The organism is Marinomonas sp. TW1 (assembly GCF_001625355.1).
In the GTDB taxonomy this organism is placed as follows: Bacteria; Pseudomonadota; Gammaproteobacteria; order Pseudomonadales; family Marinomonadaceae; genus Marinomonas.
This window is the reverse complement of the sequence record NZ_JSEE01000021.1, coordinates 12,940-38,963: the sequence shown is the minus strand read 5'-3', so window position 1 is coordinate 38,963 and position 26,024 is coordinate 12,940. Positions and strand designations below refer to the sequence as shown.

The following is a 26,024-nucleotide window of genomic DNA, read 5'->3' as shown; positions in this document are numbered from 1 at the left end:
ATTAGCTCTCCAGACCTTGAGCTAAGCCTGTCCCAGTGAGGCGATTGATGAGGATGGTGCCGAATAGGGCAATCAAGGCAATCATCAAGACGACAGCATTAGCGGCTTGGGTGTAGTTGAAATCAATAAGACGGATTGAGAACGTCGTAAGTACGTCGGTCGCAGGCACCGCCAGGATAATGAACAGACTGACGCCTTTAATACCGGAAATAAAAGGCATTAAAACGGCCGTCACTAAGGCATTACGTTGAATGGGCAGAATGATAGAGAACATACGTCGTAACCAGCCTGCGCCAGCGACTCGTGCACTGTCTTCCACGTCACTGCCAAGTTGTGTCATGGCGGAAATGCCTGCTCGACTGGCAAACGGCATTTGGTCAGCGATTAACGCAAGGAAGAGGATAATCGGTGTACCGTATAGCGCTGGAATAGGGCCATGAGGGACGGCGAATAAGGTGAGAAAAGCCGCTGCAAAGGCAATGCCGGGTACCAAATAAGGGAAAAAGGTGATTTGGCGCAATGATACGGAGACAAATTTTAAAGGTGAGCGCAACACAATATAGCCGGTGAGTAGCCCTAGAATTCCAGCGCAGATAGAGGCACTGCCGACTATGCTGATGGAGCTCCAAGCGGCGTTCCAAAACTCGGATGACAAGAGAATACCGTTGCGTAATGCCACCGTGTCTAGGTTGGTGCCGATCCAATAATCTAAAGTAAAGTTTGACAGTTCGAAGCGACCTGGCAAATGCATGACGGTTGATAATGCCAGTGCGCCCAATGGTGCAATGACACCAATAAAGACCATGATTAATGCCAATAGGGTGGCAGGCCACTGTAGCCAGCCGAGTGATTGACGACGTTCCATGGCCCCTTTTGAGCCGATAATAGCAAAGCGTCTGGCTTCGCGCATCATCCAAGTATCCAGTGCTAAGGTGGCAATACCGACCACTAAAATGACGCCAGCAAACACCGCCGCCACACCATTTTGTTGGGTGCCTATGGCGCGGTACAGTGAGGTGGCGAGAGTATCAAATTGCACCGGTAGACCAAGCACGTAGGGGACGGAGAATTCACCAATGGCGTCGGCAAAAATCAATAAGGCCGATGACATCAATGCCGGACGCATTAAGGGGAAAACAATCGATAGGGCCACTCTGCCTCGACTGGCTCCGAGCATTTGTCCGGCTTCTTCTAATTGGCTGTCTAGGCGTCTTAAGGCATTGCCGACTAATAAGATTACGAACGGAATGTAGTTGAGCGTCATAATAACGATGGTTGGAAAAGCCCCATAGGACACCCAATCCGGTAACTGATAGCCCATGGCTTCGGCCCACCCCGGCTGACCACCAATCGTGGCGTTTTTAAACAGAGTGGTCCATGCCAAAGCAAAGGTCCAAGCCGGGAGCATAAAAGGGATGATCAAGGCAGTTGATAACCAGCGACGTCCCATGAGATTGGTGCGTACGAGCAGCCAAGCCAAAATGGAACCAATGACCATGGAAAGCAGCATTGAGGTAATGGAAACCAGTAAGGTATTCCATAAAGGCTTCCAGAAAATAATAGAAGACATTCGCGAGGCGAAGACGCGTTCTAGGTAGTACCCCGTCATTTGACCTGCGTCACTGCCAGTGCGCATTTCATCACCAGTTTGGACGGTGAAGACTTCAAACAGGATATTGATGATGGGGGCTGCAATTAACCAAGCGAAAACAAATAATAGTCCCAGACCAATCAATAAAGTCGGGTCGCATTTTGCGATCACAAGTCGATGTCGCCATTTTTGCAGTGGTGATAAATGGGGCGAATGGGATATCTCGGTCATGTCATACTCAAGTTCAAAAAACGAATGTTGAAACCTAAGATAGAGACCTTCTATGTCAAAAAGATGACATTTTGCAACTATGTGCAAAATAAATATAAATAGCGTTAAGAGACGTGTTTAAACGATATAAAGCGAGATCAATGAAACAGGGATGGCGCGGAAAGTAAGGCGAGAAAAATGGGCAATGTTAGTATGGCGGATGTTAGATTAGCTTATTAACGAAGCTTAACTTTAGGTTGTGCAATGCTAATGTCTGTTTGACAGGTAGCGATACAGGGTAAAAAATAACCTTCTGCCTGCTCTTTGGTGGTGAGGCCTCGTGGTGTTTTCGTGCCATAGTCTATTTCTCCTGTTAACAGCCTTGTTAAACAAATGCCGCAGACGCCGTTGTCACAGGCGTGTCTAATGGGCACTTGTTGAGCCAATAAGGTTGTGAGAATAGTGTCTTCTAAAGCACACTCTAGGTCGCGAGGAGGATGCAAAAAGCTGAGCTTAATGTGTTTCATCTGGGGCAAGATGCTTTTCCTTCTGTTAATCTTCTATTAACTTTAACATGATAACAGTACTGCAGCGGTGCCGTGAGGCAATTGTGCATCAAACAATAATGACAACGGATCCTAATCAATACAATGACAGAGCCAAGTAAAAAAACCTTATTGGTGGTTGATGATGACCAAGATATTCGTCAACTATTGTGTGATGCGTTATCACAGAAAGGCTATCAAGTGAGAGAAGCCGAAGATGGCCGTCAAATGTGGGCGCATTTAGAAGCGGAAACGGTCGATTTGGTATTAATGGATTTGTACTTGAAAGAAGAAGATGGTCTGAATTTAGCGCGTGAGGTTCGTGAGCGCTTTGTCATGCCCATCATGATGCTCACTGGGAAGGGAGATGAAACCGATCGGATTCTGGGATTAGAACTGGCCGCGGATGATTACATGATGAAGCCCTTCAACTTGCGTGAGTTGACCGCTCGTATTCATGCTTTATTGCGTCGTTCTTTTCAAGCGCCTCCCGCCGACGTTCATGCGGTTAATCAAGATCATGAATGTTTGCGTTTTGGTTCATGGGTATTGGATCTCACTGCGCGTTTGTTACAAGATCAAGAGGGCAAATTGGTCACTTTGACGTTGGGGGAATTCTCTTTGCTGGAAGTGCTGGCACGTCACCCAGATCGAATTTTCACTCGTGAGCAATTGATTGAACAAAGTCGAGGGTTAGAAACCGAGGTGTTTGATCGTACCGTCGATGTGTTGATTTTGCGCCTTAGACGTAAAATCGAATCCAACCCGAAAACCCCTGAATTTATTAAAACACAACGTGGTCTTGGGTATTTCTTTCAAGGCCCAGTGCGAGCCAGCTGATGCGCTTTGTCAGTATCCGTCAAAAAGCCTCTTTGTCTATGTTGGCCATCAGTGTGGTGGCTTTTTTCATGATAGGCATAGGTTGGCAATCCATGCGAGTCAGTGAAGCCACTTTATCTGAATTTGAATCTGAGACCCTTCCGGAAATTAGTACCTCGCTCACCTTAGCGGAGGGCGTGGCTCAGCTAGCTGCGATTGCGCCTTATACCGCAGGTTCTGGGCGTCCTTTTCAACTGCAAACGGAATCTGAACGAATTCATCGTCGTATTGTTGAGTTACGTGGCGTCGCTGATAGCTTGATGGATTCAGAGTTTCAGGTGGACATAGATAAGCGCTTAGATGACTTACAGGCGACCTTAGAGGAGTTGGTTGCTTTAGTCAGAGAAGAGCTGTATCTACGAGAAGACGGCTTAGCGCAGCAGTTTCGTATTCGTCAGTTATTGCCCTCTACCAACAGGGTCGATATCTCCAATCAACAGGGGTTAACTTGGTTATTGCAATTATTAGAAGCGCCCAGCTTGTTGCCCGAGCGCATTGCCAATACCTTGAAACTGTCTCAGCAAGGTGCGGATGTGACGCGCATTACACAAGATTTATTGCGGGCTCATCAACGCTTAAATGATATACAGGAAAGGAAGAATTACCTGCTTATTGCTATTCGGGCAAAGTCCGAGCAGCTGAGTCAGCAAGTGAGTGATTTTGTGGGCGGTTTACAGAAAAAAGTGAGTCGTCAGCGTCAGGATGTTTCGTCTTTTGTGGCCACTGGGCAAAATTGGATCATTGGGATTTCACTGTTTCTATTGTTAGGTCTGGCACGACTTTATTGGTACAGCCAGCGTATGACCAAAGACTTAGGTGTGGTGACCAACAACATGGAACAATTGTCTTTAGGAAAAGTGGATTCTAAGCGGGCTTTGATTCGCCGCAATGATGAAATTGGCACCTTGGCGGATACCTTTGATGTTTTTCGCCAAGATGCCTTGCGACGCATAGAGGTGACGGCCGAGTTATCAGAGCAGAAGCATTTGCTCGAAACCATTTTTGACAATATGAATGATGGTTTGAGTGTGTTCTCAGCCAAAGGTCAGCTGGTGGCTTGGAACCTAGGCTATCAAAAGTTATTTGATTTATCCGATGACGATTTGCACATTGGTATGCCGATCAATGAGGTGCAAAACCTGATCAATCGCGGGGAGCATAAAAACCTTAACCTAGAAAACCAGCAAGTACATATGGATGAAGTGAACCAGTCACGTCATCTCAAAGTGCAAAGTTTTGAACGTCATTTTGATTCCGGCAAGATTATTGAATTTCGCTCTAAGCCTATGCCGGAAGGTGGTTTTGTGACCCTGTATACGGATTTAACAGAGCGTAAAAGTGTGGAAAGCCAGTTAAGACAGGCTCAGAAGATGGAGATGCTTGGCCAATTGACAGGCGGCGTTGCCCACGATTTTAACAATCTTCTGGCGGCGATCATGGGCAATTTACAAATGTTGTCCGATTCTCAACCACAATCGGCTGATCAGGCAAGGTACATAGACAGAGCCTTGGTGGTGGCAGAGAAAAGCAGTAATTTGGTACAGCGGTTATTGGCATTCAGCCGGCGTCAGCAACTCTTTCCTGTGTCGATTGCTGTGGATGATTTGATTGAAGGTATGTTGGATCTGGTGGAGTACAGTGTTGGATCTCATATTCAGGTCGACCGTGAGTTGCAATGCCCCAATGTGTTCAGTTTGATAGACCCATCGCAACTTGAAAATGCACTTTTAAATCTGGCCTTAAACAGTGCCAGTGCCATGCCGGACGGCGGGCGTTTGGCCTTTTCGACCAAAACATGCACTTTGCCAGATAGTGATACGCCTGCTATCCGTATTCGTGTCGAAGACTCGGGCGAGGGGATTTCCGAAGACGTAATAGGTCGTATCTTTGAACCCTTTTTTACCACTAAGCCGGTGGGCAAGGGCAGTGGTTTAGGTTTGAGTATGATTTACGGCTTCGTAAAGCAAAGCGGTGGTGAAATTAAAGTCACCTCGGAACCTGGTAAGTGGACTCGAGTGTGTTTATTTCTACCGCAACAATTGCAGCCTGTGGCGATTGCTGATCAAACCATAGAGCCGCAGGTGGCAAGAATCCGTCTACTAGAACAGAGTTTAGTTTGGCTAGTGGAAGATGATGAAGAAGTGTGTCGAGTGATGCGCGAGCAATTGGAAAAAATGGGACTCATCGTGCAGACGTTTGATTGCGCTGAAACCGTGCTAATGGCACTACAGAAAGCGATTTTACCTGAAGCCATCGTGTCAGATGTGAATTTATCGGGCACGATGAATGGCGTGGCGTTAGCGCATCACATAAAAGAGCAAGAACATGCTTTCCAAGGGGATATTTTATTAATGTCTGGTCTGCCAAAAGATGAGTTAGAACAAAAATATCATCTAAAAAGTAATGATTTGTTTATTTCTAAACCCTTTACAATCAAAGAGTTAGAGAAAATCTTTCAGATCAGTCAATGAAATATTACAAATATTACAATAAAAATTGAAAATTGAAATTATTCGTTAGTTTTTACACTTCATATTATTGGCAAGGAATCAAAGGTTCCTGAGTGGCATCAATGCCAATAATAAAAACAAAAGATTGGAGTTACAGAACAATGAAATTCATGAAGCAATTTTCTGCTAAGAAATTGGCGTGCTTGATCGCTGCAACCAGCTTATCCAGCGTAGCGGTAGCCGAAACCCCTATCATAGGTTTGATCACCAAAACCAATACCAACCCATTCTTCGTTAAAATGAAAGAAGGCGCACAAGCCAAAGCACAAGAGCTTGGTGTGGAATTGCGTACTTTTGCTGGCCGTTACGACGGCGACAATGAAACCCAAGTACAAGCTGTTGAGAATTTAATTTCAGCGGGTGCGAAAGGCATATTGATCACGCCAAGTGATACTTCTGGCATTGTCCCTGCTATTCAAAAAGCTCGTGATGCCGGTTTGTTGGTCATCGCTTTGGATACGCCTTTAAGCCCTGCGAGTGCCGCGGACATGACGTTTGCCACTGATAATTTTAAAGCCGGTGAAATGATTGGTATGTGGGCAAAAGCGAAAATGGGCGATAAGGCCAAAGACGCGAAAATTGCTTTATTAGATTTGAATAGCAGTCAAATTACTGTTGATGTAGCGCGTGACCAAGGTTTCTTAAAGGGCTTTGGTATTGATCTAAAAGACCCGCGTCGTAATGGTGATGAAACGGATTCTCGTATTGTTGGTAATGATGTGACTCAAGGGTCAGAAGAAGGTGGTCGCCGAGCGATGGAAAACCTACTTCAAAAAGACCCTGAAGTGAATTTGGTATACACCATCAACGAACCAGCTGCCGCTGGTGCTTATGAAGCGTTGAAATCATTCGGTCTGGAAAAAGACGTGCTGATTGTTTCTGTCGATGGCGGTTGCCCTGGTGTAAGTAACATCCGTGATGGCGTGATTGGCGCAACCTCCATGCAATTCCCTCTAAAAATGGCCTCTGAAGGGGTGACTGCGATTGTTGAGTTCGCTAAGTCGGGCTCACGTCCAACCGCTTCTGATGGCTTGGACTTCTTCGATACAGGGGTTCAGCTTATTACAGATGAACCAGTCAAAGGCGTGCAATCAATCAGCTCGAAAACGGGTTTGAGTATGTGCTGGGGCTAACCCCGTTTCAATGGTAGTTGGGCAAAAAGAAGGTGCCCGCTTTTGCCGTTAGCCGTCATGGGCTAACGGCTGTTTTCCTGTCTGGAGTAGTCTATGAGTTCAACCGACACAAAACCCTCATCGCCTGTGCTTGAGCACGATAAGGTGGCGGATCAAGCGCAAACGTATGTCGCCAGTTTCGAACATCGTGCAACCTTATTAGAGCGTTTTAAAAAGTTTCTGCATCATTATCCTGTTGCCGCACCAAGCATTGTACTGATCCTTGCTATTGTGGCCTTTAGTATGATCATTGGCGGCCGCTTCTTACACCCATTTAACTTGTCACTGATTTTGCAGCAAGTGACCATCATTGGTGTGATTGGTGTTGCACAAACCCTAATTATTTTAACCGCGGGTATCGACCTCTCAGTTGGTGCCATTATGGTGTTGTCGTCTGTGGTGATGGGACGGATGGCAATGGACTATGGCTTTGAAGCCTGGTTGGCATTATTGATTGGTATTGGTGTGGGTGCCGTTACTGGATTTATCAATGGTTTGCTGATTACTCGTATGAAATTGCCGCCATTCATTGCCACCTTGGGTTCTTGGAATGTGTTTTTTGCGTTGAATCTTTGGTACTCCAAAAGTGAAACCATTCGTTCACAAGACATCAGTGCTGCGGCGCCTTTATTACAGTGGTTAGGCGAGACGGTTAACGTTTTCGGTGCCAGATTAACTTATGGTTCTCTGCTGATGTTGGCACTGTTTTTTGTCATTTGGTATGCCTTAAATTGGACCTCTTGGGGACGTCATGTATATGCCACCGGAGATGATCCAGTCGCGGCGAAATTAGCCGGTATTCGCACGGACCGTATTTTATTATCTGTATACATCTTAGCGGGTGTTGTGTGTGCGATTGGCGCTTGGGTATTAATTGGTCGTATCGGATCGGTCAGTCCACAGGCAGGTTATACCACTAACTTAGACAGTATTACCGCCGTGGTGATTGGTGGCTGTAGTTTATTTGGTGGGCGAGGCTCTATTTACGGTACGCTGATCGGAGCATTAGTTGTTGGTGTGTTTCGTAACGGATTGGCGCTCGCTGGTGTGGATGTTTTATGGCAAGAATTCACCGTGGGTATCTTGATCATCGTCGCCGTTGGTGTCGATCAGTGGATTCGAAGAGGGACAGCATAATGACAGTCGATTACAACCAAACACCGGTTTTGCAAACGAAAAACTTAGTGAAACGCTACGGCAGTGTCACTGCAATCGATCATGCGGATTTTGAACTTTATCCTGGTGAAATTCTGGCCGTCATTGGGGACAACGGTGCGGGCAAATCGTCTTTGATCAAAGCCTTGTCAGGGGCTCTCACCCCAGATGAAGGGGAAATTTTCTTGGATGGTAAACCAGTGCATTTCAATTCGCCGATGGAAGCCAGAGCTCTGGGTATCGAAACGGTTTATCAGAACTTAGCCGTGTCACCTGCGTTGAATATTGCCGACAACCTTTTTCTTGGTCGTGAGTTGCGTAAACCAGGCATCTTGGGGTCAGTGTTTCGCATGCTGGATAAGAAAGAAATGGAAAAGCGCGCCCGAGAAAAAATGGCCGAGCTAGGTTTGATGACCATTCAAAATATCAGCCAAGCGGTTGAGTCACTATCGGGTGGCCAGCGTCAAGGTGTCGCGGTAGCTCGATCCGCGTTGTTTGGTAGCAAGGTGGTGATCATGGATGAGCCGACGGCAGCGCTGGGTGTTAAAGAATCACGCCGCGTACTCAATTTGATCAAAGAGGTACGAGACCGTGGTTTACCGATTATCCTGATCAGTCATAACATGCCTCATGTGTTTGAAGTCGCGGACCGTATTCATATTCACCGTTTGGGCAAACGCACTGCGGTGGTGACACCCGAATCACATTCCATGTCGGATGCCGTTGCGATTATGACTGGGGCTATGGAAGTCGATGAATCCGAGAGTGCGGCTTAATTTGGCCTCATTGGCTTTGGCGTGATTTCGTGATGACAAAGGACATAAGGTAAAAGCGTGCCAGATTAACATTAAGCCTCTGTTTTGTTCTTATGGTGAGTAAGGCAAAATAGGGGCTTATTTTATCTGCCATGTTAGAGGGCATTTCATGAAAGCAATCATCAATCTTATTCGCTGTGGTTTTGTGCGGCTGCGTACAAGCTGGATGGTGCGTCGTGTACTGCCTAGTGGTATAGCTGTGTTGCTTTGTGCGACCTTAGCCTTACCTATTTCGTCTCAATCTTCTGAACCACAACCTCTTAGATCCATCGGCATTAGTGTGGCGGATTTAGGTAACCCTTACTTTGTTAAGTTAGTGGATTCCGCAACCAGCAAAGCTCAAGCTTTGGCGAACGGTCCGGTTAAAATGCTGATTCGTTCCGATGCTTATGATTGGCAAAGACAGATAGAGCAACTCAACGATTTCATTGAACAAGATGTGGATTTAATTGTGTTAACCGCCGCCGATGAGTACAAGGTGGCGCCGGTTGTCGCTAAGGCTCAGCGTGCGGGGATCAAAGTCATTGCGGTGGATGTGAATGCCGATGGCGCGGATGCCACCATCACAACGGACAATGTTCAAGCCGGTGTGATTGCATGTGAAAGGCTAGCGAAGAAAACCGGTTATCAAGGCAATTTTGTGATCATCAATGGCGTGTTAGTGTCGTCTGTGATTGAGCGTGTGGCGGGGTGTAAATCCGCCTTGAATAAGTACCCTAATATTCGTCTGCTCAGTGACCGCATGAATGGTACGGGCAGTGTAGAGGGCGGAATGGAAGCCATGACTTATCTAATGGAAGAGTACGATCATATTGATGCGGTATTTACTATTAATGACCCAACTGCTCTGGGGGCACTCAGGGCGGCAAAACAAGCTCAGCGTGATGAATTTGTATTGGCCTCGGTCGATGGGGCCCCTTTCGCTGAAGATCTGATTAAGCAGCCAGGCAATCCTTGGATTGCGACAGCGGTTCAGCGACCAGTGCAAATGGCTGAGACCGCCATTGAAATTGGCATGGACTTGTTAGCCGGTAAAGACGTTCCTCAACGGTTTATTTTGATCCCAGCGGTATTGGTCGAGAAAAACTAGCTTACGACCTGATTGGCCTTTCCATGTAACAATAGTAAGCTATTGTTCTTCATCATAAAGGGCAAAAAATGGACTCCTCATCTGTCGTTACGCAAATATTTAATACGGTCTTTCCTCTGACCTGTATTGTTGTCATTGCTTTTCTGTATGCGCGAGTCCGTCCAACGGATATGACGGTCGCTAATCGCCTTAACATCAGCGTGTTTGCACCGGCGCTCATCTTCTCTGTTATGGCTTCCAAAGAGTTTCATATTGCTCTCTATTTAGATTTGATGCTGGCGGCAGCCGTGGTGGTACTCGGTTCAGGGTTATTGGTGTGGCCGTTGTGTAAGTGGTTAAACGTGTCGCCAAAAACCTTAGTGCCACCAATGATGTTTAATAACAGTGGTAACTTAGGAATTCCGCTGATTTTATTGGCCTTCGGTGAGTCTGCTTTGCCAATTGCCGTGGTGCTATTTCTAACCGAAAACTTACTGCATTTTACCGTGGGCATATACCTCCTGAATCCAAGATCCAATCCGCTCAATATACTGAAAATGCCGATGATCATTGCGACCATGTTAGGCCTAGTTTGGAGCCTACAAGGTTGGCAAGTTATGCCTGCCATGAAGGTTACAGTGGATATGCTAGGGCAAATTGCCATCCCATTAATGTTGTTTGCATTGGGTGTACGCATGACCAGTGTTGATTTTAGCCAGTGGCGATTAGGGGTCATTAGTGGTTTTTTATGCCCATTGAGTGGATTGATTGTGGCTTTTGTATGGCAAGCAACAGTGGGCGTGTCAGAGGAATACTTTGGTTATTTACTCCTGTTCGCATGTCTACCGCCTGCGGTTTTGAATTATATGGTGGCTGAGTTATACCAACAAGAACCCCATAAAGTGGCGTCGATCGTATTAATCAGTAATTTAATGAGCTTAGCGATTGTGCCATGCGTGTTGTTTTATGTGCTTTAACAGAAGAGCCCACTACAGAAGATAAGCTGAAATAAGAAAAAACAGCGCATTTGGCTAAAAAACGTTCAATTTTTTATGCTTGAGTTGGTTTTGTGTCATACTTAGAGGCTTTCAGCTTATCGTAAGGAGGCTCAAGTGAAATCCGATCCTGAAACCTTGTTAAAGAGTCACGGAGAGCTTGTACAGTCTGATACCTTAAAAGTGAAGTCCCATGTGCAACGATCACAGGAAGATTGGATTCTCCATACTCTGATGATTGAAGGTTATGACGTGCCATTTCGCTTTAAACGCCAAGGGAAATATCGAACCTTGCGCGGTGCTCGTGTCAACTTGACCTACTATCCGGCACAGGAGATTGTGGCTGGTATCCCCGTTGAAATCATGAAAGTCGTTCGTGTTAAACGGACCTAATTTGCTCGTGTGAGCGCTTATTTCTGCTTTAAATCCTAATGATATGAACTTAATATGACTGCGCCTGTCTTTGAAGCGGGTACATAAGATTGATTATTAGGTGAAATTGTCATGGGAATGAGTCGTTCAAGTAACTGGCTAGCTTTGATGAAACGCGTTGAACGCAGTGTTTGGTTTCAAGGTTTTATCATCAGTATTATTATTGTTGCGGCATTAACGGTTGGGGCGAAAACCTATTCGTTACCCTATGGTGTAGAAGCGGCCATCAATTATTTAGATGCCTTTATTACCGTTTTTTTCCTCGTTGAGATCAGTTTGCGTTTTATTGCATGCGACGATAAGAAACGCTTTTTCCGTGACCCTTGGAACATTTTTGATACCATAATTGTGGTGGGCAGTTTAGTCCCCGTATCTGATACGGAAATGATCTTGGTAGCGCGTCTATTGCGTGTATTTCGTGTTTTACGTTTGGTTTCCATCATTCCGGATTTACGCTTTTTGATTAATGCCTTATTAAAAGCCATTCCGAAAATGGGCTACATTGCCTTGCTGATGTTTATTATCTTTTATATTTTTGCTGCGGTTGGTTCCATTTTCTTCCATCAAGTGAATGAAGATTTATGGGGTGATATTGCGATTTCCATGTTGACCTTGTTCCGCGTTGCGACGTTCGAAGACTGGACAGATGTGATGTACGAGACGATGACTGTGTACCCATTCAGCTGGATCTTCTATATTGTCTTTATCTTCCTAATGGCCTTTGTGTTCTTAAACATGATGGTGGGTGTGGTGTTGGATGTAATGACTCGGGAAACCGCGCAAGAAGAGCACGAGAACCAGGAAAACCATCATCAGGCTTTGGTGACACAAATAGCCGAATTGCAGGCTCAAGTCGCTCGCTTGGCGGATAAAATCGACGAGCAACAAGATCGAAAAGATTAGACGTTCATTTCAAGGTGATCGTTAAGTGGCGCGCTGGTTAACTTTCTTGAGCCAGCGGCCACCGAATGTATTGAGCATTAATCCAAGCAGTACAATTAAAATCCCCATCCATTGCATCATACTGACGGTTTCAGACAGGAAAATCTCCGCTGAGGTGAGGCCGACAACGGGTACGCCTAAGGTTAACGGTGCCACGGTTGCCGCAGGGTAACGAGACAGTAAATAACTCCATAGACCATAACCCGCTAAGGTTGCAAACAGCGATAAATACGCCAGCGTCGCAATGGTTTTTAGATTCAGATTGACGATATTGCTCCACATAACATCGCTGCCATCGATGAAATATGCACAGATAAAGAAAGGCACTGGCGGCACCCAGCTAGACCAAACAATCAGGTTTAAATTGGCATCGTAACCTTTTCGACTGATGATTTTGGTGAATATATTGCCCAGCGCCCAGCTGGATCCCGCGGCTAAGGTCAAGCCAAAGCCAAGGGCCGTCATGGTGGAGTCTTCATTGTCTAATCCGATCACCGCTAAACCACCAATCGCAATGCCAATCGCAAGTACTTGGTAGGGGCGAACGGTTTCTTTCAACAATAAAATAGCGAACAGCAGTGTGAAAATGGCCTGAGATTGCAGGACCAAAGATGCAAGCCCTGCAGGCATACCAAATGACATGGCGCTGAATAAAAACGCAAATTGTCCGAAGTTCAATGACAAAGCATAACCAATACACCAAAGCAGTGGCGTGTTGGGGCGAGAAAAAAAGAAACAGCCAATCATACCGATGACGAGGAAACGCAATCCGCCTAACATCATCGGTGTGAGTTCATCTAACCCCCAACGCATGACGATAAAGTTAAAGCCCCAAGCGATGATAATAATCAACGCCAAAAACATATCTTTGCGAATCATGTTGTTCCCTTAATCGTACCATGGTGAGGCGAAAAGTAAGCCAACCACTTTACGTGTTTTCGATACGCTTGCACATGGACAGATCAAGGAAGAATGAAGGACACAGATTGGGAGTGCTTTCTTGAATGGCAAAAGGCACCGTATTCATTTTCCATTTTATGTATTGATAGAAGAGATACCCCATTCTTTCACACCGGAATATAGGCTAAATTGACAGAGTTCCGAGCAAGAAGCCGAATGTCACACACATTCAATTTGCCTTATAAAAATAAAGACGTCACAAGAGCATCAGTATTATGCGTATTTTAGTAGTAGAAGATGACCGTATTTTAGGCGAAGCCATTAGCCAAAGAATTAGTCGAATGGGGCATGGTCTTGATCTTGCCCAGACCGGTTTACAGGCAAATCAGATGTTGGCCTTGCAAGAATACGACCTTATTTTATTAGATCTAAATTTACCGGATATGACAGGCCATCAAATTTTACAGAATCTGCGCAAAAAGCACTCTAATACGCCTGTGATTGTGTTAACTGCGCGTGACGGAATTAAAGATCGTATTGAATTATTGGATTTAGGTGCTGATGACTATATGACGAAGCCAGTGGACTTTGGCGAGCTTGAGGCTCGTTGTCGTGCTTTATTGCGTCGTAGCCAAGGACAAGCGCAAAACACTATAGAATACGGCAATGTCAGTTTAGATCTTCAAGCATGTTCGGTAACCGTTGACGGTAATCTAATTGACCTAAAACAACGAGAGTTTCGTTTATTAGAGGTGTTTATCAGCCACACTGGGCGGGTGTTAAGCAAAGAGGCCTTGATTGAACATATTTATAATTTTAATGAAAACCCAAATCCAAGTGTGATTGAGATCTACGTAGCACGCCTACGGAAATCGTTGCAAGACAGCGACATTAATATCAGAACCATTCGCGGCTTAGGTTATTTGTTGGAAAAACATCATGACTAAGGCGACCACATCGATTCGTCGGCAATTGATCCTAATGGTTGCGACGGTGCTGATCGTCATTAACGTTGTGGCTCTTTGGGGCGCACACATTTATGCAAATAAAGCGGCAAAAGAGTCTTATGACAGGCTTTTATATGGTTCCGCTTTGCAGATGGCTGAAAACATCACTATTTTAGACACGCAAGTTTTTATTGATTTGCCCGTTTCTGCTTTTGAAACCTTAGCGTTGTCTGCCTCTGATCGTGCGTTTTATGCCATTATGAATGGGCAGTATCAGGTGCTAACAGGCTATAAAGACCTTCCCAATATTCCATTTACCCAGTTACTTCAGCAATCCAGTGAAAAAGAAAAGTTCATCCCCATTTATTATGAAACCATGTATCACGGTGAAAAGGTGCGTTTCGTTGCGTTAGGGAAGCGTTTGTTAGAAGCGGACAGTGTAAACGATGTGTTTATAATCGTCGGGCAAACATTGGACGCACGCCGTGCAGCTGCGACGGAAGTCAGCCAAATGGCACTACAGTTTGTGGCCTTATTTTTCGTTATTACTTTGCTCTTATTGCTTTTCGTTATTTGGCGAATATTGCAGCCATTACAAGCGATCAAACAAGCGATTACCGAACGCTCTCCCCAAGAATTATCGCCGTTGGAAGCCAAGGTGCCCAGCGAAATAGCGCCTTTATTAAAGAGCATTAATTACTTTATGGCTCAGTTGGATAATACCTTAAGCCGTTTACAACGTTTCACCGCAGAAGCCGCTCATCAGATACGAACGCCTTTGGCTGGTCTGAATTCGCAGGCGCAAAATGCGATAGATGAAACCGATGAAACGCTGCGTCAAAAACAACTGCAACATATTTTAGAAAGCAGCAATGTATTGACGGGTACGGTCAATCAGCTTCTTAGTCGTGCAACCTTGACTCATCGTTATCAGAGTCATCCTTTTAGCCCTGTGTCATTGGACCATGTGATCAAAGAGACTTGTCGCGAGCTGGTGGTGTGGGCACTAGAGCGACAGGTTGAAATTGAATATTTAGGCGACATCCAGGTGACGATTAACGGTGATGAATTTGCACTAAAACAGATGCTGCAAAATATCATTGAAAATGCCATTAAATACAGTCCGAAGGGCAGTGTTGTGGAAGTTGAGCTAATGGCGATAAACGAGCGGCCTGATGCTTCGATTAGGTTACAAATTCGAGATCAAGGTGTTGGTGTTCCAGATAAAGATAAAGAACACATTTTCGAGTATTTCTATCGTAGTCCTGATAATTTTGCCTCTGGTTCCGGAATTGGTTTATCCATTGCCAGAGACGTCGCAGAGCACCATGATGCTAGATTTCATTTAAAAGACAACCAGCCAACCGGATTGATTGTAGAAGTGATTTTTCCCCAACAAAAAGGGCTTTCTTATGAGAGTTAGTTGTCTACTGGGGCTTTGTTTAATCTTGTTTAGTCACATGGTATTGGCTGGTGCGGCACAATCAGGAACGTCTATTATTTTTCCAAGTTTGAATAAACAACCAAACTTGGAAGGCGAAGTGCTCACGGTTTATGGTGCTGTAAATCATCGGGTAATCTCACCTTTGTTTCAGGCATATCAAGAGACATACCCGAATGTAGCGATACACTATATCGAATCGAATACTCGTGATCTCTATGAGCAATTTCTTTCAGAGCCGAATACTCGACCGGACGTGATGCTTAGCCCAGCCATGGACCTGCAGTTTAAGTTAGCAAATGATGGCTACGCCTTGGCTTATGATTCGCCAGAGCTTAGTCATGTCCCTAAGGATTCACATTGGCGAAGTGAGTTGTTTGGCTTTACTTACGAACCCATCGTGACGGCGATAAACACAGATATTTTAGCTGGGGAAGCATTGCCGCAGAGTCGCGAACAGTTATTGAATTTGATCCGCAGTAAGAATCATCTTCTAGACGATAAAATTGGTTTGTTTGATATCCAGCAGTCAGGTTTAGGGTATTTAGCGTGGGCCTATGATGGACAGCAATCTCGCAGTTATGGGCGATTGTTAGAAGCGTTTGGAACGCATCAAGCTCAGCTTTATACAGACACGGCATCTATGCTCGACGGGCTTTTGAAAGGCCAAATTTTCATCGCTTATAATCTGGTTGGTGCTTATTCCTATCAATGGACACAAAAGTATTCATGGATAAAAACCATCATGCCGACGGATTATACGACGATCATTATGCGCACGGCATTCATTCCTCGTGATGCTCAACAAGTGACCTTGGCGAAACGTTTTATCGACCTTTTATTATCTCCAGAAGGGCAGCATATACTGGCGAATCAATCCGCTCTTACGCCAATAAGTACAAAGGTTGAAGGCCCATTTAGTCGTGATGAGCTGAGTAAGTTACCGCATGGCATTTTTCGTCCAATTCCTTTAGGACTCGAATTGCTGATTCAAACCGACGATGCGAAAAAAAGGCTTATTTACTCAGAATGGCGTGATGCTATCCAGCCAGTATTGAATCGAAAAAAATAGAATTCATTGTGTTGTTGCTAGCTATGAAAGGTTCATGAAAGGTTTGTTGATTAAAGTGCTAATGCAAACAACAAAAATAACAATGGAGAATCCCATGTTGAGAAAAATCTTTGTAGCAAGTGCTTTGTGTGCCACTCTGGCGTCGACTTCTGTTGTTGCCGCTGAGCGTGTCTCGATCGGAACGGGTGGAACGGGCGGTTTATTCTATGTGATTGGCGCAGGTATTTCTGAGACGCTGAACAAGCACATGGGGAACACCACCGCACGAGCGGAAGTAACGGGTGCCTCCGTTGAGAACAACCATCGTGTTGCAGCAGGTCAGATGACACTTGGGTTGTCTTCTTCCTCTACTCTCTTTGAAGCTCAGAGTGGTGAAGGCCCATTTAAAGTGAGCGGTCCATTGGATGTTGCCGGTATTGCGTATTTATATCCTGCTGTACTGCAAGTGGCGACGATCTCCGGCAATGGCGTTGATTCTTTTGAGCAGTTAAAAGGTAAGCGTGTCAGTATGGGCCCTCCGGGCAGTAATGCGGCTGTATTAGCCACACGTTTACTACAAGAATACGGTGTCTTTGAGGACATTACTCCGCGCTTCCTTTCTTATAATGAAGGTGTCAAAGCCTTGGTTAACGGCCAAGTAGATGCAACGGTTGTACTCGCGGGTGCACCAACTTCCTCCTTGATTGATCTTGATTCGCAAACAGACATGAAACTCTTGTCTGCAAGTGTTGAGAAGTTAGATCATTTGATCCAGAAGTACCCCTTCTATCAAGCTTACTCCTTACCTGTCGGAACCTATCCAGATCAGACGAAACAAGTGGTGATGATTAATGATCCGGCGATCTTGTTTACGAGTGGTAAAGAGGATCAGAGTAAGATTTATGGCATCACCAAAACCATTTTTTCGAATCTAGATGAGTTAGGTAAGATTCACCCGCAGGCAAAAGCAATATCATTAGACACTGCAAGGCATACTCCTGTTGCCTTGCATCCAGGTGCGAAAAAATATTATGACGAAGTAAGTGGCAAATAGGAGCGTCATTATGTTGAACTCAGGTTCCAGCAATGGCTTTCAAAGCTTGCTCCTTGAATCAAAATTCGCTGGTGGTAAGGAACGTCTAGCAGTCTCTTTATTGTTTAGTGTGATCGCCGCTGGAATCGCGGGTCTTGTACTTTACGGCGCGTATTATGGTGGCATCACCGCGCTGCTATTGAGATCGTCGTTTTTCTCTTTAGTCGCAGCCGCAGCCATGCTGTTTTATGCACTGAAATACAAAAGTGTCGCGGGTCGTGGAGCGTTTTATCTATTGGCTCTATTGGCGTTAATTCCAGGGCCTTACTTGTGGCATTACTACATTGATATTGTCATGCGTGGTGCTATGTCAATTGAGCAAGATAGGTTTGTCTTTATTGCTCTCATTGTGGTGGTGTTTGCCTTTGTTCGTATCGCGGTAGGCCGGGCGTTGATTATCTTAATGGCGCTGGCTTTTCTCTATGCGTACTTTGGCTATTTGATTCCCGGAAAATACGGCCACGGTGGCTATGACATTAGCCGTTTAACCTCAACCCTGATGTTATCGACGGAAGGCGTTTATGGTGTGCCAATGGGCGTCGCCGTTGAGTATATTTTCCTATTTGGTTTGTTTGGAGCCATTTTAACTAAGATTGGTACGGGTGAGGTTTTTGTTGATTTAGCCCGTGGTTTGACGGGGCGCGTGCAAGGTGGCCCAGGTCTGTCTGCGGCTTTGTCTAGTGCCTTGCTTGGTTCGCTTAATGGTAGTGCTGTCGCGAACGTAGTGACCACAGGTACCTTTACCATTCCATTGATGAAACGTGTGGGTTACAGCGCAAAATTGGCTGGTGCGATTGAAGCGGCCGCGTCTTCGGCGGGGCAGATTATGCCGCCAGTTATGGGCGCTGCGGCTTTCCTGATGGCGGAAATGATTGGGATTCCTTATGCCGAAGTTGCAATGGCGGCCTTGGTTCCCGCGCTTTTGTATATTTTAGCCTTGATGATTTCGGTCCGCCTTGAAGCTGGACGTCTTAACTTAGCAAGAGACACAGAAGCGGGCTTACAGTTGTTACTAAGAACGCTCAGAACGAAGAGTTATCTTTTGCTTCCATTGGTGGTTTTGATCGGTCTGATGATTTCAGGCAAGTCGCCGACTCAAGCGGCTGTTATGGGGATTCTCGCTGGTTTGTTAGTATGTCCTTGGAAAAAAGCCACTCGTATAAATGCACTAGAGCTTATCGCTGCTTGTAAAGACACCTTGTCTTCCACGTTACCAATCGTGGCTGCCGTGGCTGCCGCAGGGGTGATTATCGGCATATTGAATCTTACTGGCATGGGCTTGATGTTGTCAGGTTTGATCATTGAGCTGGGCGACGGTAATTTGTGGGCTGTATTGTTGCTGACCGCATTGGCCTCTTTTGTTTTAGGGATGGGGTTACCGACATCGGCGGCGTATTTATTGCTCGCAGTATTGGTTGCGCCTGCGATGACGCAATTAGGCATGGAAACCTTGTCAGCACATATGTTTATTTTCTACTTTGGTTTGGTGTCAGCAATAACGCCTCCTGTTGCGTTAGCCGCCTATGCCGCTTCTACTATTTCTGGAGCAGATCCTAATGAGACGGCGATTGAGTCCATGCGCTTGGGTTTTGTGAAACTCTTGGTGCCGTTCTTGTTTGTCACCATGCCGGGAGTGTTGTTGATCGGAACAACAGCCAGTGTTATCGCGGCGATCTCGTTTGCGACCTTGGCAACCACCTCAATGAGTATCGGCTTTTCTGGTTGGTTACGTGAGAACTTATCTTGGCCTACTCGGTTAGGCTATGTGGTCGCAGCGGTATTAATTGCTTGGCCTGCGTCCGCAACGGATACGTCTATCGCAATAATGGGCGCTCGTACCATCGGTATTGTATTGTTTGCAGGGTTGTTGTTGAAAGCAAGCCTGCAAACAAAGCCCAACGCCATGAAAGCCAACGCTTAATAGTTAAGGGTATTAAGTAAACGACATAAAAAAACGCCCATTTATCTGAATGAAATGTGCGTTTTTTCAACCGTTCTTATGATGATTTTGGCTGTTTAAGGCAACCCAGTCATCAGTAGTTTAATGCCATATGAGACACTGACTAAGGTCACAAACCCGACTAGGTAGAAGAGCAAAAACCATTGCCACGATTTGAGTTTGGCGATTTTGTCTTTCAGGTTTTTTAATGGCATTAGTAACCCTCCTGATAATCTTCCACCTTGCCAGAAAAAACACGATAACCCCATAAGGTATAAGCACAAATTAATGGTACGAAGATGCAAATACCGGGCAGCAAGAAGAGTAAGCTGCTGTCTGGCGATGCGGCTTCCATAAAGGTGAGTTGTCTTGGTATCAAATATGGAAACAAACCGACGACAAGACCAGCAAAGCCCAGTAAAAATAGGGTAGCGGCATACCAAAAAGGTCGACCTTCATGATGAAGGGTTCCGGTAGCGTGACTGTTCAGATCTTTCCAAGCCAAAACCGCGACCACCAAGGTGATGATAGGTAAGGGCGATAGCCACAAAAAATTCAAACCAGAAAACCACCGTTGACGAATGTCTACTTGGCTCGTTACTGTCCATAAACTCACGATTATCATGGCTAAAATAGTGATCAACAAGAGTTGTTTGCCGAGTTTCGCGGCGTGCTTTTGAATGCGTCCACGACTTTTCATAAACAAATAACAAGCGGCTAATAGAGCATACCCCGCCATGACTGCAAAACCAGTTAATATAGAGAAAGGCGTTAACCAATGCAGGCTGGATAAGCTGTCGACACCGACGGGTGCGCCTTGAACGATTGAGCCTAGCAGCATGCCTTGGCAAAATGCCGCGATGGCAGACCCCGCGCTAAAAGCGAAATCCCAATAAGGTCGAGAGGTATCGGACTTAAAGCGATACTCAAACGCCACGCCTCGAAAGATCAACGCAAACAGCATGAGCATGATAGGCAAGTAAAAGGTTGAGGTAATGCCAGCATAGGCGGCTGGAAACGCCGCAAACAACACCACACCACCAAACACCAACCAGGTTTCGTTGCCATCCCAAACGTGTGAAATAGAACGCATTAAATGGTCGCGCTCGCCCTCTTGGTTAAACCAAGGGTAGAGAATGCCAATCCCTAGGTCGAAGCCATCGAGTAACACGTACATAAAGATGGCAAAGCCTAAGACAAGGAAGTAGAAAAGAGCCAAATCCATCATTTATCTCCTTGCTCTATTGTTGGTTGATCTTTTGTTTTCGGTTCAGTCGATTGCTGTTCTTTCGTTTTTAGCGACTTCACCCAAGCCAATGCGTAGCCCGGTGCTTTCATACCAATCAGTTGCTGCTCTAATGTTTCCATTGATGGTGGCCCTTTCTTAATCAGCTTGCGCATGAAATAGAGGTAAACGCCAATGAGCAAACTGTAAATGATGACAAACATGGTTAAGGTAAAGAGCACGCGTTCTGCAGGAAGCGGCGATACAATCTCGGATGTTCTAACAAGGTTGTAGACAATCCAAGGTTGACGACCGATTTCCACCACATACCAACCAGCTAACACCGCTATGACACCCATAGGGGTAAATAATGTTACAAGAGACAGGAAGGCTTTGTTTTCATACAAGCGACCTTTACGACGTAATAACAGGGCGAGTAACGCGATGCCGATCATGCCGAACCCAATACCGACCATGACACGGAAAGACCAAAACACTAATGGCACGTTCGGTCTGTCTTCTGGTGGTACCGCTTTTAGGCCTTGCACAGCGCCATCCCAAGAGTGAGTCAGGATCAAGCTACCTAGGTTTGGAATACCGACTTCATAATCGTTCGACTCGCTTTCCATATTTGGCATGGCGAATAACAATAAGGGAACGTTTTCTTCTTCTGCTGGCCAAATGCCTTCCATCGCCGCCAATTTAGTTGGCTGATGTTCTCTTACGTTCAAACCGTGCATATCACCAATCCAAGCTTGCAGAGGCGTTAACACCAAGGCAAACCACATACACATGGACAGACCTTTTTTCGCAAAAGGAATGTTTTTCTTTTTCAACAAATAATAAGCGCTAATACCAGCCACCACGAAAGTCGCGGTAATGAGTGACGCCACCACCATATGAGTAAGGCGATACGGCATAGATGGGTTGAAGATCACTGATATCCAGCTTTCGACTTCAAACTTGCCGTCGATGATCTTGTAGCCTGTTGGTGTTTGCATCCAAGAATTCGCCACAATGATCCAAAAGGCTGAAATCCAAGTACCTACCATCACGGTGAGTGTCGCGAAGAAGTGCAATTTTCGACCCACTCGTTGCCAGCCGAACAGCATGACCCCAAGGAAACCAGCTTCCATGAAGAACGCGGTCAGTACTTCGTAAGCCATCAATGGCCCAAGCACCGCACCGGTAATTTCCGAGAATTTGGAGAAGTTAGTACCAAATTCATAGGACAAAACAATGCCAGACACCACGCCCATGCCAAAGGTAATCGCAAAGGGTTTGATCCAAAACTTGGCCAGCTGTAAGTAATAAGGGTTGTGCGTTTTAAGCCATAAGCCTTCCCAAATGGTGATCAGCGTCGCCAAACCTATGGTGATGCTGGGGAAAATAATGTGAAAGCTCACCGTAAAAGCAAACTGTATGCGAGATAAGATGGCGACGTCGAGGTCCATAATGGCTCCCTTAGGTGTAAGTCAGTGTTAAGAGATATTGGTGAAAATTAGGCGTTTCTCTTAACGCTTCGCGTACGTATTTGCTGTAAAGCCAGAGGCAAGAGTGCCAAACCTACAATGCTAAAAAGTGCGATGATTTCGGTCATGAAAAAAACAGTATTCATTGTGTGTGCCCCATTAATGCGAAAAAGATTGAGATAGATCAATTTGATTGTCTTTTAGATAGCAATCCGTGGGCCAGTTTTTGATTATATTTAAGCTTATGATTTTAAAGGATTATTTTTTAATTTTGCACGAAGTGTAAAATAGGTTTACGATTTTTATCTCTTTAGGTGTAAACGAGGTTTACGATTTGACCCTTTCTCTCATGTTTGAAGTGGCCATGCTGATTTCCAGTGTGTGTGGTGTGCTGGTGGCGGCTTGGTTGTTATGGCGCGCTCGTAAACAGGGTGATTTACAGGCCTTGGCCGGTTTTGCCATTATGATGGCGATATGGTGTTTTGGTCATGTTGTGCTGTTTCAAGGTTATGAACAGATCGGGATTTATATCATTTTGGCGAATCCTCTTATGCCAACTTTCTTTCTGCACTTTGCCATTCGATTTGTGAATTCCGGTTCGGTGCATGAGGTCATGTTAGATCGATTACTGCAAGTGATACCTTGGTTTTATCTCACCAGTCTTGCGGTGGTGTTACAAAGCTGGTGGATGGAAGCGGGCGATGCCATTAGTACGTTAGACACACGTTCGTTCTTCATTTTTACCGAGGCAGGTACTTGGAATCTTGCTTATACCGTATTGATTGGCATGTTGGCCCATGGTGTTTTGTTATTTGGTTGGTATTGTCATTCCGGTAATAAAAAGCGCTCTATCTTAGCCATGTTTGGGGTCGGTGCTTGGGGCTTGCTGCTAGCGACAAGTTTTGTGTTTCCTTCCTTTGGTATTAGCTGGTTTCCTTACCCTATGTTACTGCTGCCGACCTATTTGTTGTTGTTGGTCTACGCCGTGGTGCGTTATCAAATTTTATCGGTGAATGCGTTTGCCAATCGGGCCTTGCTTTGGGTTGCCATGATGTTGGTGATTCTCTGTGTCATCGCGGTAATCAGCGTGGTGTCTGGACGTATAGGTTTACAGGCGTTAGCGAATGTACCAAGTTGGCAATTGTGGTTATATTCTTTGCTGATGTTGTTGGTTGCCGCTGTGATTTACCAGCCACTAAATCGAGCCATTTCACGTCTTATTTATCCTGGTACACAACTGAATGAAGCGGTATTGGAAACCTGGTCAAGTCAATTAAAAGAAGCGCAAAGCTGGCCTCATTTGATCAGCATTGGTGAGCGCTTACTAGCAAAACAGATCCGCCAAAGTATTCACATTCAGCTGGTTATCGAGGATGAACAGAATTCGCAGGAATCGTCTTCACAGAGCAAGGCTAGGTTGGCAATACAGGTTTATAAAGTGGCGTCGGACTGGCGTTTTGTTTTATTAGGTTGGGAAGATGCTAGTCCTGGTATGCGACTAACCGCTGAAGTCTTTGGCTCATTGCTCTCAACCAGCTGTGGTTTATTAGAGCATTCCTTAGCCTTGGCAAAAGCTGAGCGAAAACGCCTAGATCAACAGCATCTTGTTGAATTGGGAAGCCTATCAGCCGCGATGGCTCATGAGTTACGGAACCCATTGAACATTATTGCCATGGCCGCCTACGATGCGCCTGCTGAAACACGACAACACATTCAAACCCAATTACAACGAGCGGATCGTTTGGTCAGCGACATGTTGGTGTATTCGGGGGGGCTGACGTTACAAAGGAGCAAGGTGCCACTGAACGCCTTAGTGACGACGGTTTTATCACAAGCTCAGTTAGACGGTGTTCACTGTCAGCTCAACATAGATGACGACATTGAGCTGGAAGCGGATTCGCAGCGCTTGCAGCAAGTCTTTATCAATCTCATCGATAACGCGGTGGCGTTTTTGCGTAACCAAGCGAACGCTAAGCTTGTTATTGAAGCCCGTATTGAAGAGGGCGCGCAAGCGGATTCCAGCAAGGTGATGATTCAGGTACATAACAATGGCCCAAGCATTGATGAACCGTTACAAGGAGACGTGTTATTCCAACCTTTTGTGACTAAGCGGGCAGGCGGTAGTGGTTTAGGGCTCGCCATTGTGCGTCGTATTGTTGATGCACATGGCGGTGAAATTCATCATAGACAACATTCGGATTGGCCCGTCACCTTTGAATTGATCTTGCCGCAACAGGCACCTACAGGAAAAGACTCCCATGACACAACATAAAATTCTCTTAGTCGACGACGAACCCGCGTTTCGTGAATTGGCGAGTCGTTGGTTAGCGAATCAAGATTATCATGTAAAAACGGCGGGCGGTTTAGATGAAGCCCGAAGTGCATTAGTGTCGTTTGATGCAGACTTGGTGCTATTAGACTTGTCCATGCCGCCGCATTTTGACCCGCAAGTAACGCTTGATGCCATGGACGATTTCGCGGGTCGCCCTGTCATTATTATCACGGGCCATGCGGATCGGGATTTAGCATTAAAAGCGATTGAACTTGGTGCATGGGACTTTATTGCCAAGCCGATTGATCCTGATATGTTGGCCGTAGTGGTGCGACGAGCGATTACCAAAACCACGTTAGAAAAAGAAGTGGCGACCCTGAAAGAAAATCGTAAGCAAATTGAGGGCGCGGCGGCTTACATTGGGCAATCGATCGGCGCGCAAAAAGTCAGAGCGCTCATTGAACGGATTGCGCCAACCGATGTACGCGTCTTGGTTACAGGGCCATCGGGGACGGGTAAAGAAGTGATTTCGCGCACCTTGCATGACTTGAGCCATCGAGCGAATCAGTCGTTTGTGTCTGTTCATTGTGGCGCGATTCCGGCCGAATTATTAGAAAGTGAGTTGTTTGGTTATGTGAAAGGCGCGTTTACGGGGGCGGAAAAAGACAAAGTGGGTTTGCTGAGTTTGGCGGATGGCGGCACCTTGTTCTTGGACGAAATCGGTGAAATGCCGTTGCCGATGCAGGTGAAACTGCTACGAGTGTTGCAAGAAGGCACCTTCTTTGCGGTTGGCGGGCGAGAGCAAAAGCATATTGATATTCGTGTTATTTCAGCAACCAATGCGGATTTATTGGAGAAAGTTCGTGAGGGTAGCTTCCGAGAAGACCTGTATTATCGGATCAAGGGTGTGAACATTGAAACGCAATCTCTTGTTGAGCGGTTAGAGGACGTGCCGGTTTTGCTGCAAGCTTTTTTATCTCGTTTGCAAAGTCAGCAAGCCAAGAATTTACAGCTGAGTCCTGACGCTGTGCAATGGTTTCGCGACCAAGCGTGGCCCGGTAACGTAAGGGAACTCAAAAATGCCCTTGAAAGCGTAGCATCTATTTGCCCTGAAGGCATGATCTCCATGGATGACATTCAGCTCTTGTACCCAAATATGCAACGCTCCAGCGCTTCCATTCCGTTATCGATCAGCGGCGCAACATTAGATGAACAAGTCAGAGAACTTGAAATCCGACTGATTCATCAAGCGCTAGAAACTTGCCAAGACAACCGAACTCAAGCCGCAAAGCAGCTTGGTATCTCACGACAAGGGCTAATCAAGAAAATAGAGCGATATGGTTTGTAAGTTGTTCTTATTATTGGAATA

The 26,024-nt window shown here is 45.7% G+C and carries 22 protein-coding genes; 16 read left to right on the top strand and 6 right to left on the bottom strand.

The window, feature by feature from the left end:
- Position 1: 1 nt before the first annotated feature.
- Complete coding sequence (locus tag OA79_RS16785) at positions 2 to 1,822, bottom strand: ABC transporter permease (RefSeq protein ID WP_063334369.1); 1,821 nt, start codon at positions 1,820 to 1,822, stop codon at positions 2 to 4.
- A 215-nt stretch (positions 1,823 to 2,037) separates the two neighbouring features.
- Positions 2,038 to 2,328: a 2Fe-2S iron-sulfur cluster-binding protein gene (locus OA79_RS16780; protein WP_231908904.1), complete on the bottom strand. Its 291-nt coding sequence runs from the start codon at positions 2,326 to 2,328 to the stop codon at positions 2,038 to 2,040.
- A 123-nt stretch (positions 2,329 to 2,451) separates the two neighbouring features.
- Between OA79_RS16780 and OA79_RS16775 the strand changes: the two genes are divergently transcribed.
- From OA79_RS16775 to OA79_RS16735, 9 genes are all read left to right on the top strand, one after another.
- Complete coding sequence (locus OA79_RS16775; protein WP_063334367.1) at positions 2,452 to 3,186, top strand: response regulator; 735 nt, start codon at positions 2,452 to 2,454, stop codon at positions 3,184 to 3,186.
- Complete coding sequence (locus OA79_RS16770; RefSeq protein WP_063334366.1) at positions 3,186 to 5,696, top strand: PAS-domain containing protein; 2,511 nt, start codon at positions 3,186 to 3,188, stop codon at positions 5,694 to 5,696. The genes OA79_RS16775 and OA79_RS16770 overlap by 1 nt, the downstream gene beginning before the upstream one ends.
- Before the next feature lie 149 nt (positions 5,697 to 5,845).
- Positions 5,846 to 6,868, top strand: coding sequence for a sugar ABC transporter substrate-binding protein (locus OA79_RS16765; protein ID WP_063334384.1), 1,023 nt, complete (start codon positions 5,846 to 5,848; stop codon positions 6,866 to 6,868).
- 93 nt (positions 6,869 to 6,961) lie between these two features.
- Positions 6,962 to 8,044 carry an ABC transporter permease gene (locus OA79_RS16760; RefSeq protein WP_063334365.1) on the top strand — a complete coding sequence of 361 codons (1,083 nt, stop codon included), beginning with the start codon at positions 6,962 to 6,964 and terminating at the stop codon, positions 8,042 to 8,044.
- The gene (locus OA79_RS16755; RefSeq protein WP_063334364.1) at positions 8,044 to 8,838 is read left to right on the top strand and encodes an ATP-binding cassette domain-containing protein; all 795 of its coding nucleotides are present in this window, start codon (positions 8,044 to 8,046) and stop codon (positions 8,836 to 8,838) included. Before OA79_RS16760 ends, OA79_RS16755 begins: the two co-directional genes overlap by 1 nt.
- Positions 8,839 to 8,986: 148 nt before the next feature.
- Entirely contained in the window at positions 8,987 to 9,967 is a 981-nt protein-coding gene (locus OA79_RS16750; protein ID WP_082825513.1) for a substrate-binding domain-containing protein, read from the top strand.
- 68 nt (positions 9,968 to 10,035) lie between these two features.
- The gene (locus tag OA79_RS16745; RefSeq protein ID WP_063334363.1) at positions 10,036 to 10,923 is read left to right on the top strand and encodes an AEC family transporter; all 888 of its coding nucleotides are present in this window, start codon (positions 10,036 to 10,038) and stop codon (positions 10,921 to 10,923) included.
- 135 nt (positions 10,924 to 11,058) lie between these two features.
- Positions 11,059 to 11,334, top strand: coding sequence for a hypothetical protein (locus OA79_RS16740; protein WP_063334362.1), 276 nt, complete (start codon positions 11,059 to 11,061; stop codon positions 11,332 to 11,334).
- A 111-nt stretch (positions 11,335 to 11,445) separates the two neighbouring features.
- Positions 11,446 to 12,276 (top strand): ion transporter, encoded by an 831-nt coding sequence (locus tag OA79_RS16735; protein ID WP_082825512.1) that lies wholly within the window; start codon positions 11,446 to 11,448, stop codon positions 12,274 to 12,276.
- A gap of 21 nt (positions 12,277 to 12,297) precedes the next feature.
- Here OA79_RS16735 and OA79_RS16730 read toward each other — a convergent pair whose 3' ends face one another.
- Positions 12,298 to 13,194, bottom strand: a complete 897-nt coding sequence (locus tag OA79_RS16730; RefSeq protein ID WP_063334360.1) for an EamA family transporter — start codon at positions 13,192 to 13,194, stop codon at positions 12,298 to 12,300.
- A gap of 296 nt (positions 13,195 to 13,490) precedes the next feature.
- Here OA79_RS16730 and OA79_RS16725 point away from each other — a divergent pair, with 296 nt between their 5' ends.
- The 5 genes from OA79_RS16725 (at position 13,491) to OA79_RS16705 (ending at position 19,668) form a co-directional block, all read left to right on the top strand.
- Positions 13,491 to 14,162: a response regulator transcription factor gene (locus tag OA79_RS16725; RefSeq protein WP_063334359.1), complete on the top strand. Its 672-nt coding sequence runs from the start codon at positions 13,491 to 13,493 to the stop codon at positions 14,160 to 14,162.
- Positions 14,155 to 15,585 (top strand): sensor histidine kinase, encoded by a 1,431-nt coding sequence (locus tag OA79_RS16720; RefSeq protein ID WP_063334358.1) that lies wholly within the window; start codon positions 14,155 to 14,157, stop codon positions 15,583 to 15,585. Before OA79_RS16725 ends, OA79_RS16720 begins: the two co-directional genes overlap by 8 nt.
- A complete protein-coding gene (locus OA79_RS16715) occupies positions 15,575 to 16,675 on the top strand; it encodes an ABC transporter substrate-binding protein (RefSeq protein ID WP_063334357.1) in 1,101 nt (366 codons plus the stop codon). The genes OA79_RS16720 and OA79_RS16715 overlap by 11 nt, the downstream gene beginning before the upstream one ends.
- Before the next feature lie 94 nt (positions 16,676 to 16,769).
- Positions 16,770 to 17,708, top strand: a complete 939-nt coding sequence (locus tag OA79_RS16710) for a TAXI family TRAP transporter solute-binding subunit (protein ID WP_063334382.1) — start codon at positions 16,770 to 16,772, stop codon at positions 17,706 to 17,708.
- Between the two features lie 10 nt (positions 17,709 to 17,718).
- Positions 17,719 to 19,668 carry a TRAP transporter permease gene (locus OA79_RS16705; RefSeq protein WP_063334356.1) on the top strand — a complete coding sequence of 650 codons (1,950 nt, stop codon included), beginning with the start codon at positions 17,719 to 17,721 and terminating at the stop codon, positions 19,666 to 19,668.
- 95 nt (positions 19,669 to 19,763) lie between these two features.
- Here the strand turns inward: OA79_RS16705 and OA79_RS18295 are convergent, their stop codons facing one another.
- The 3 genes from OA79_RS18295 to OA79_RS16695 are packed head-to-tail and all read right to left on the bottom strand — an operon-like array spanning position 19,764 to position 22,365.
- Positions 19,764 to 19,901 carry a hypothetical protein gene (locus OA79_RS18295; RefSeq protein ID WP_156486289.1) on the bottom strand — a complete coding sequence of 46 codons (138 nt, stop codon included), beginning with the start codon at positions 19,899 to 19,901 and terminating at the stop codon, positions 19,764 to 19,766.
- Complete coding sequence (gene cydB, locus OA79_RS16700) at positions 19,901 to 20,914, bottom strand: cytochrome d ubiquinol oxidase subunit II (RefSeq protein ID WP_231908901.1); 1,014 nt, start codon at positions 20,912 to 20,914, stop codon at positions 19,901 to 19,903. The genes OA79_RS18295 and cydB overlap by 1 nt, the downstream gene beginning before the upstream one ends.
- Positions 20,911 to 22,365: a cytochrome ubiquinol oxidase subunit I gene (locus OA79_RS16695; RefSeq protein WP_063334354.1), complete on the bottom strand. Its 1,455-nt coding sequence runs from the start codon at positions 22,363 to 22,365 to the stop codon at positions 20,911 to 20,913. The genes cydB and OA79_RS16695 overlap by 4 nt, the downstream gene beginning before the upstream one ends.
- A 352-nt stretch (positions 22,366 to 22,717) precedes the next feature.
- Here OA79_RS16695 and OA79_RS16690 point away from each other — a divergent pair, with 352 nt between their 5' ends.
- Together OA79_RS16690 and OA79_RS16685 are read left to right on the top strand one after the other, a co-directional pair.
- Complete coding sequence (locus OA79_RS16690) at positions 22,718 to 24,655, top strand: sensor histidine kinase (protein ID WP_231908900.1); 1,938 nt, start codon at positions 22,718 to 22,720, stop codon at positions 24,653 to 24,655.
- Entirely contained in the window at positions 24,642 to 26,003 is a 1,362-nt protein-coding gene (locus OA79_RS16685; protein WP_063334352.1) for a sigma-54-dependent transcriptional regulator, read from the top strand. Before OA79_RS16690 ends, OA79_RS16685 begins: the two co-directional genes overlap by 14 nt.
- Positions 26,004 to 26,024: the final 21 nt, after the last annotated feature.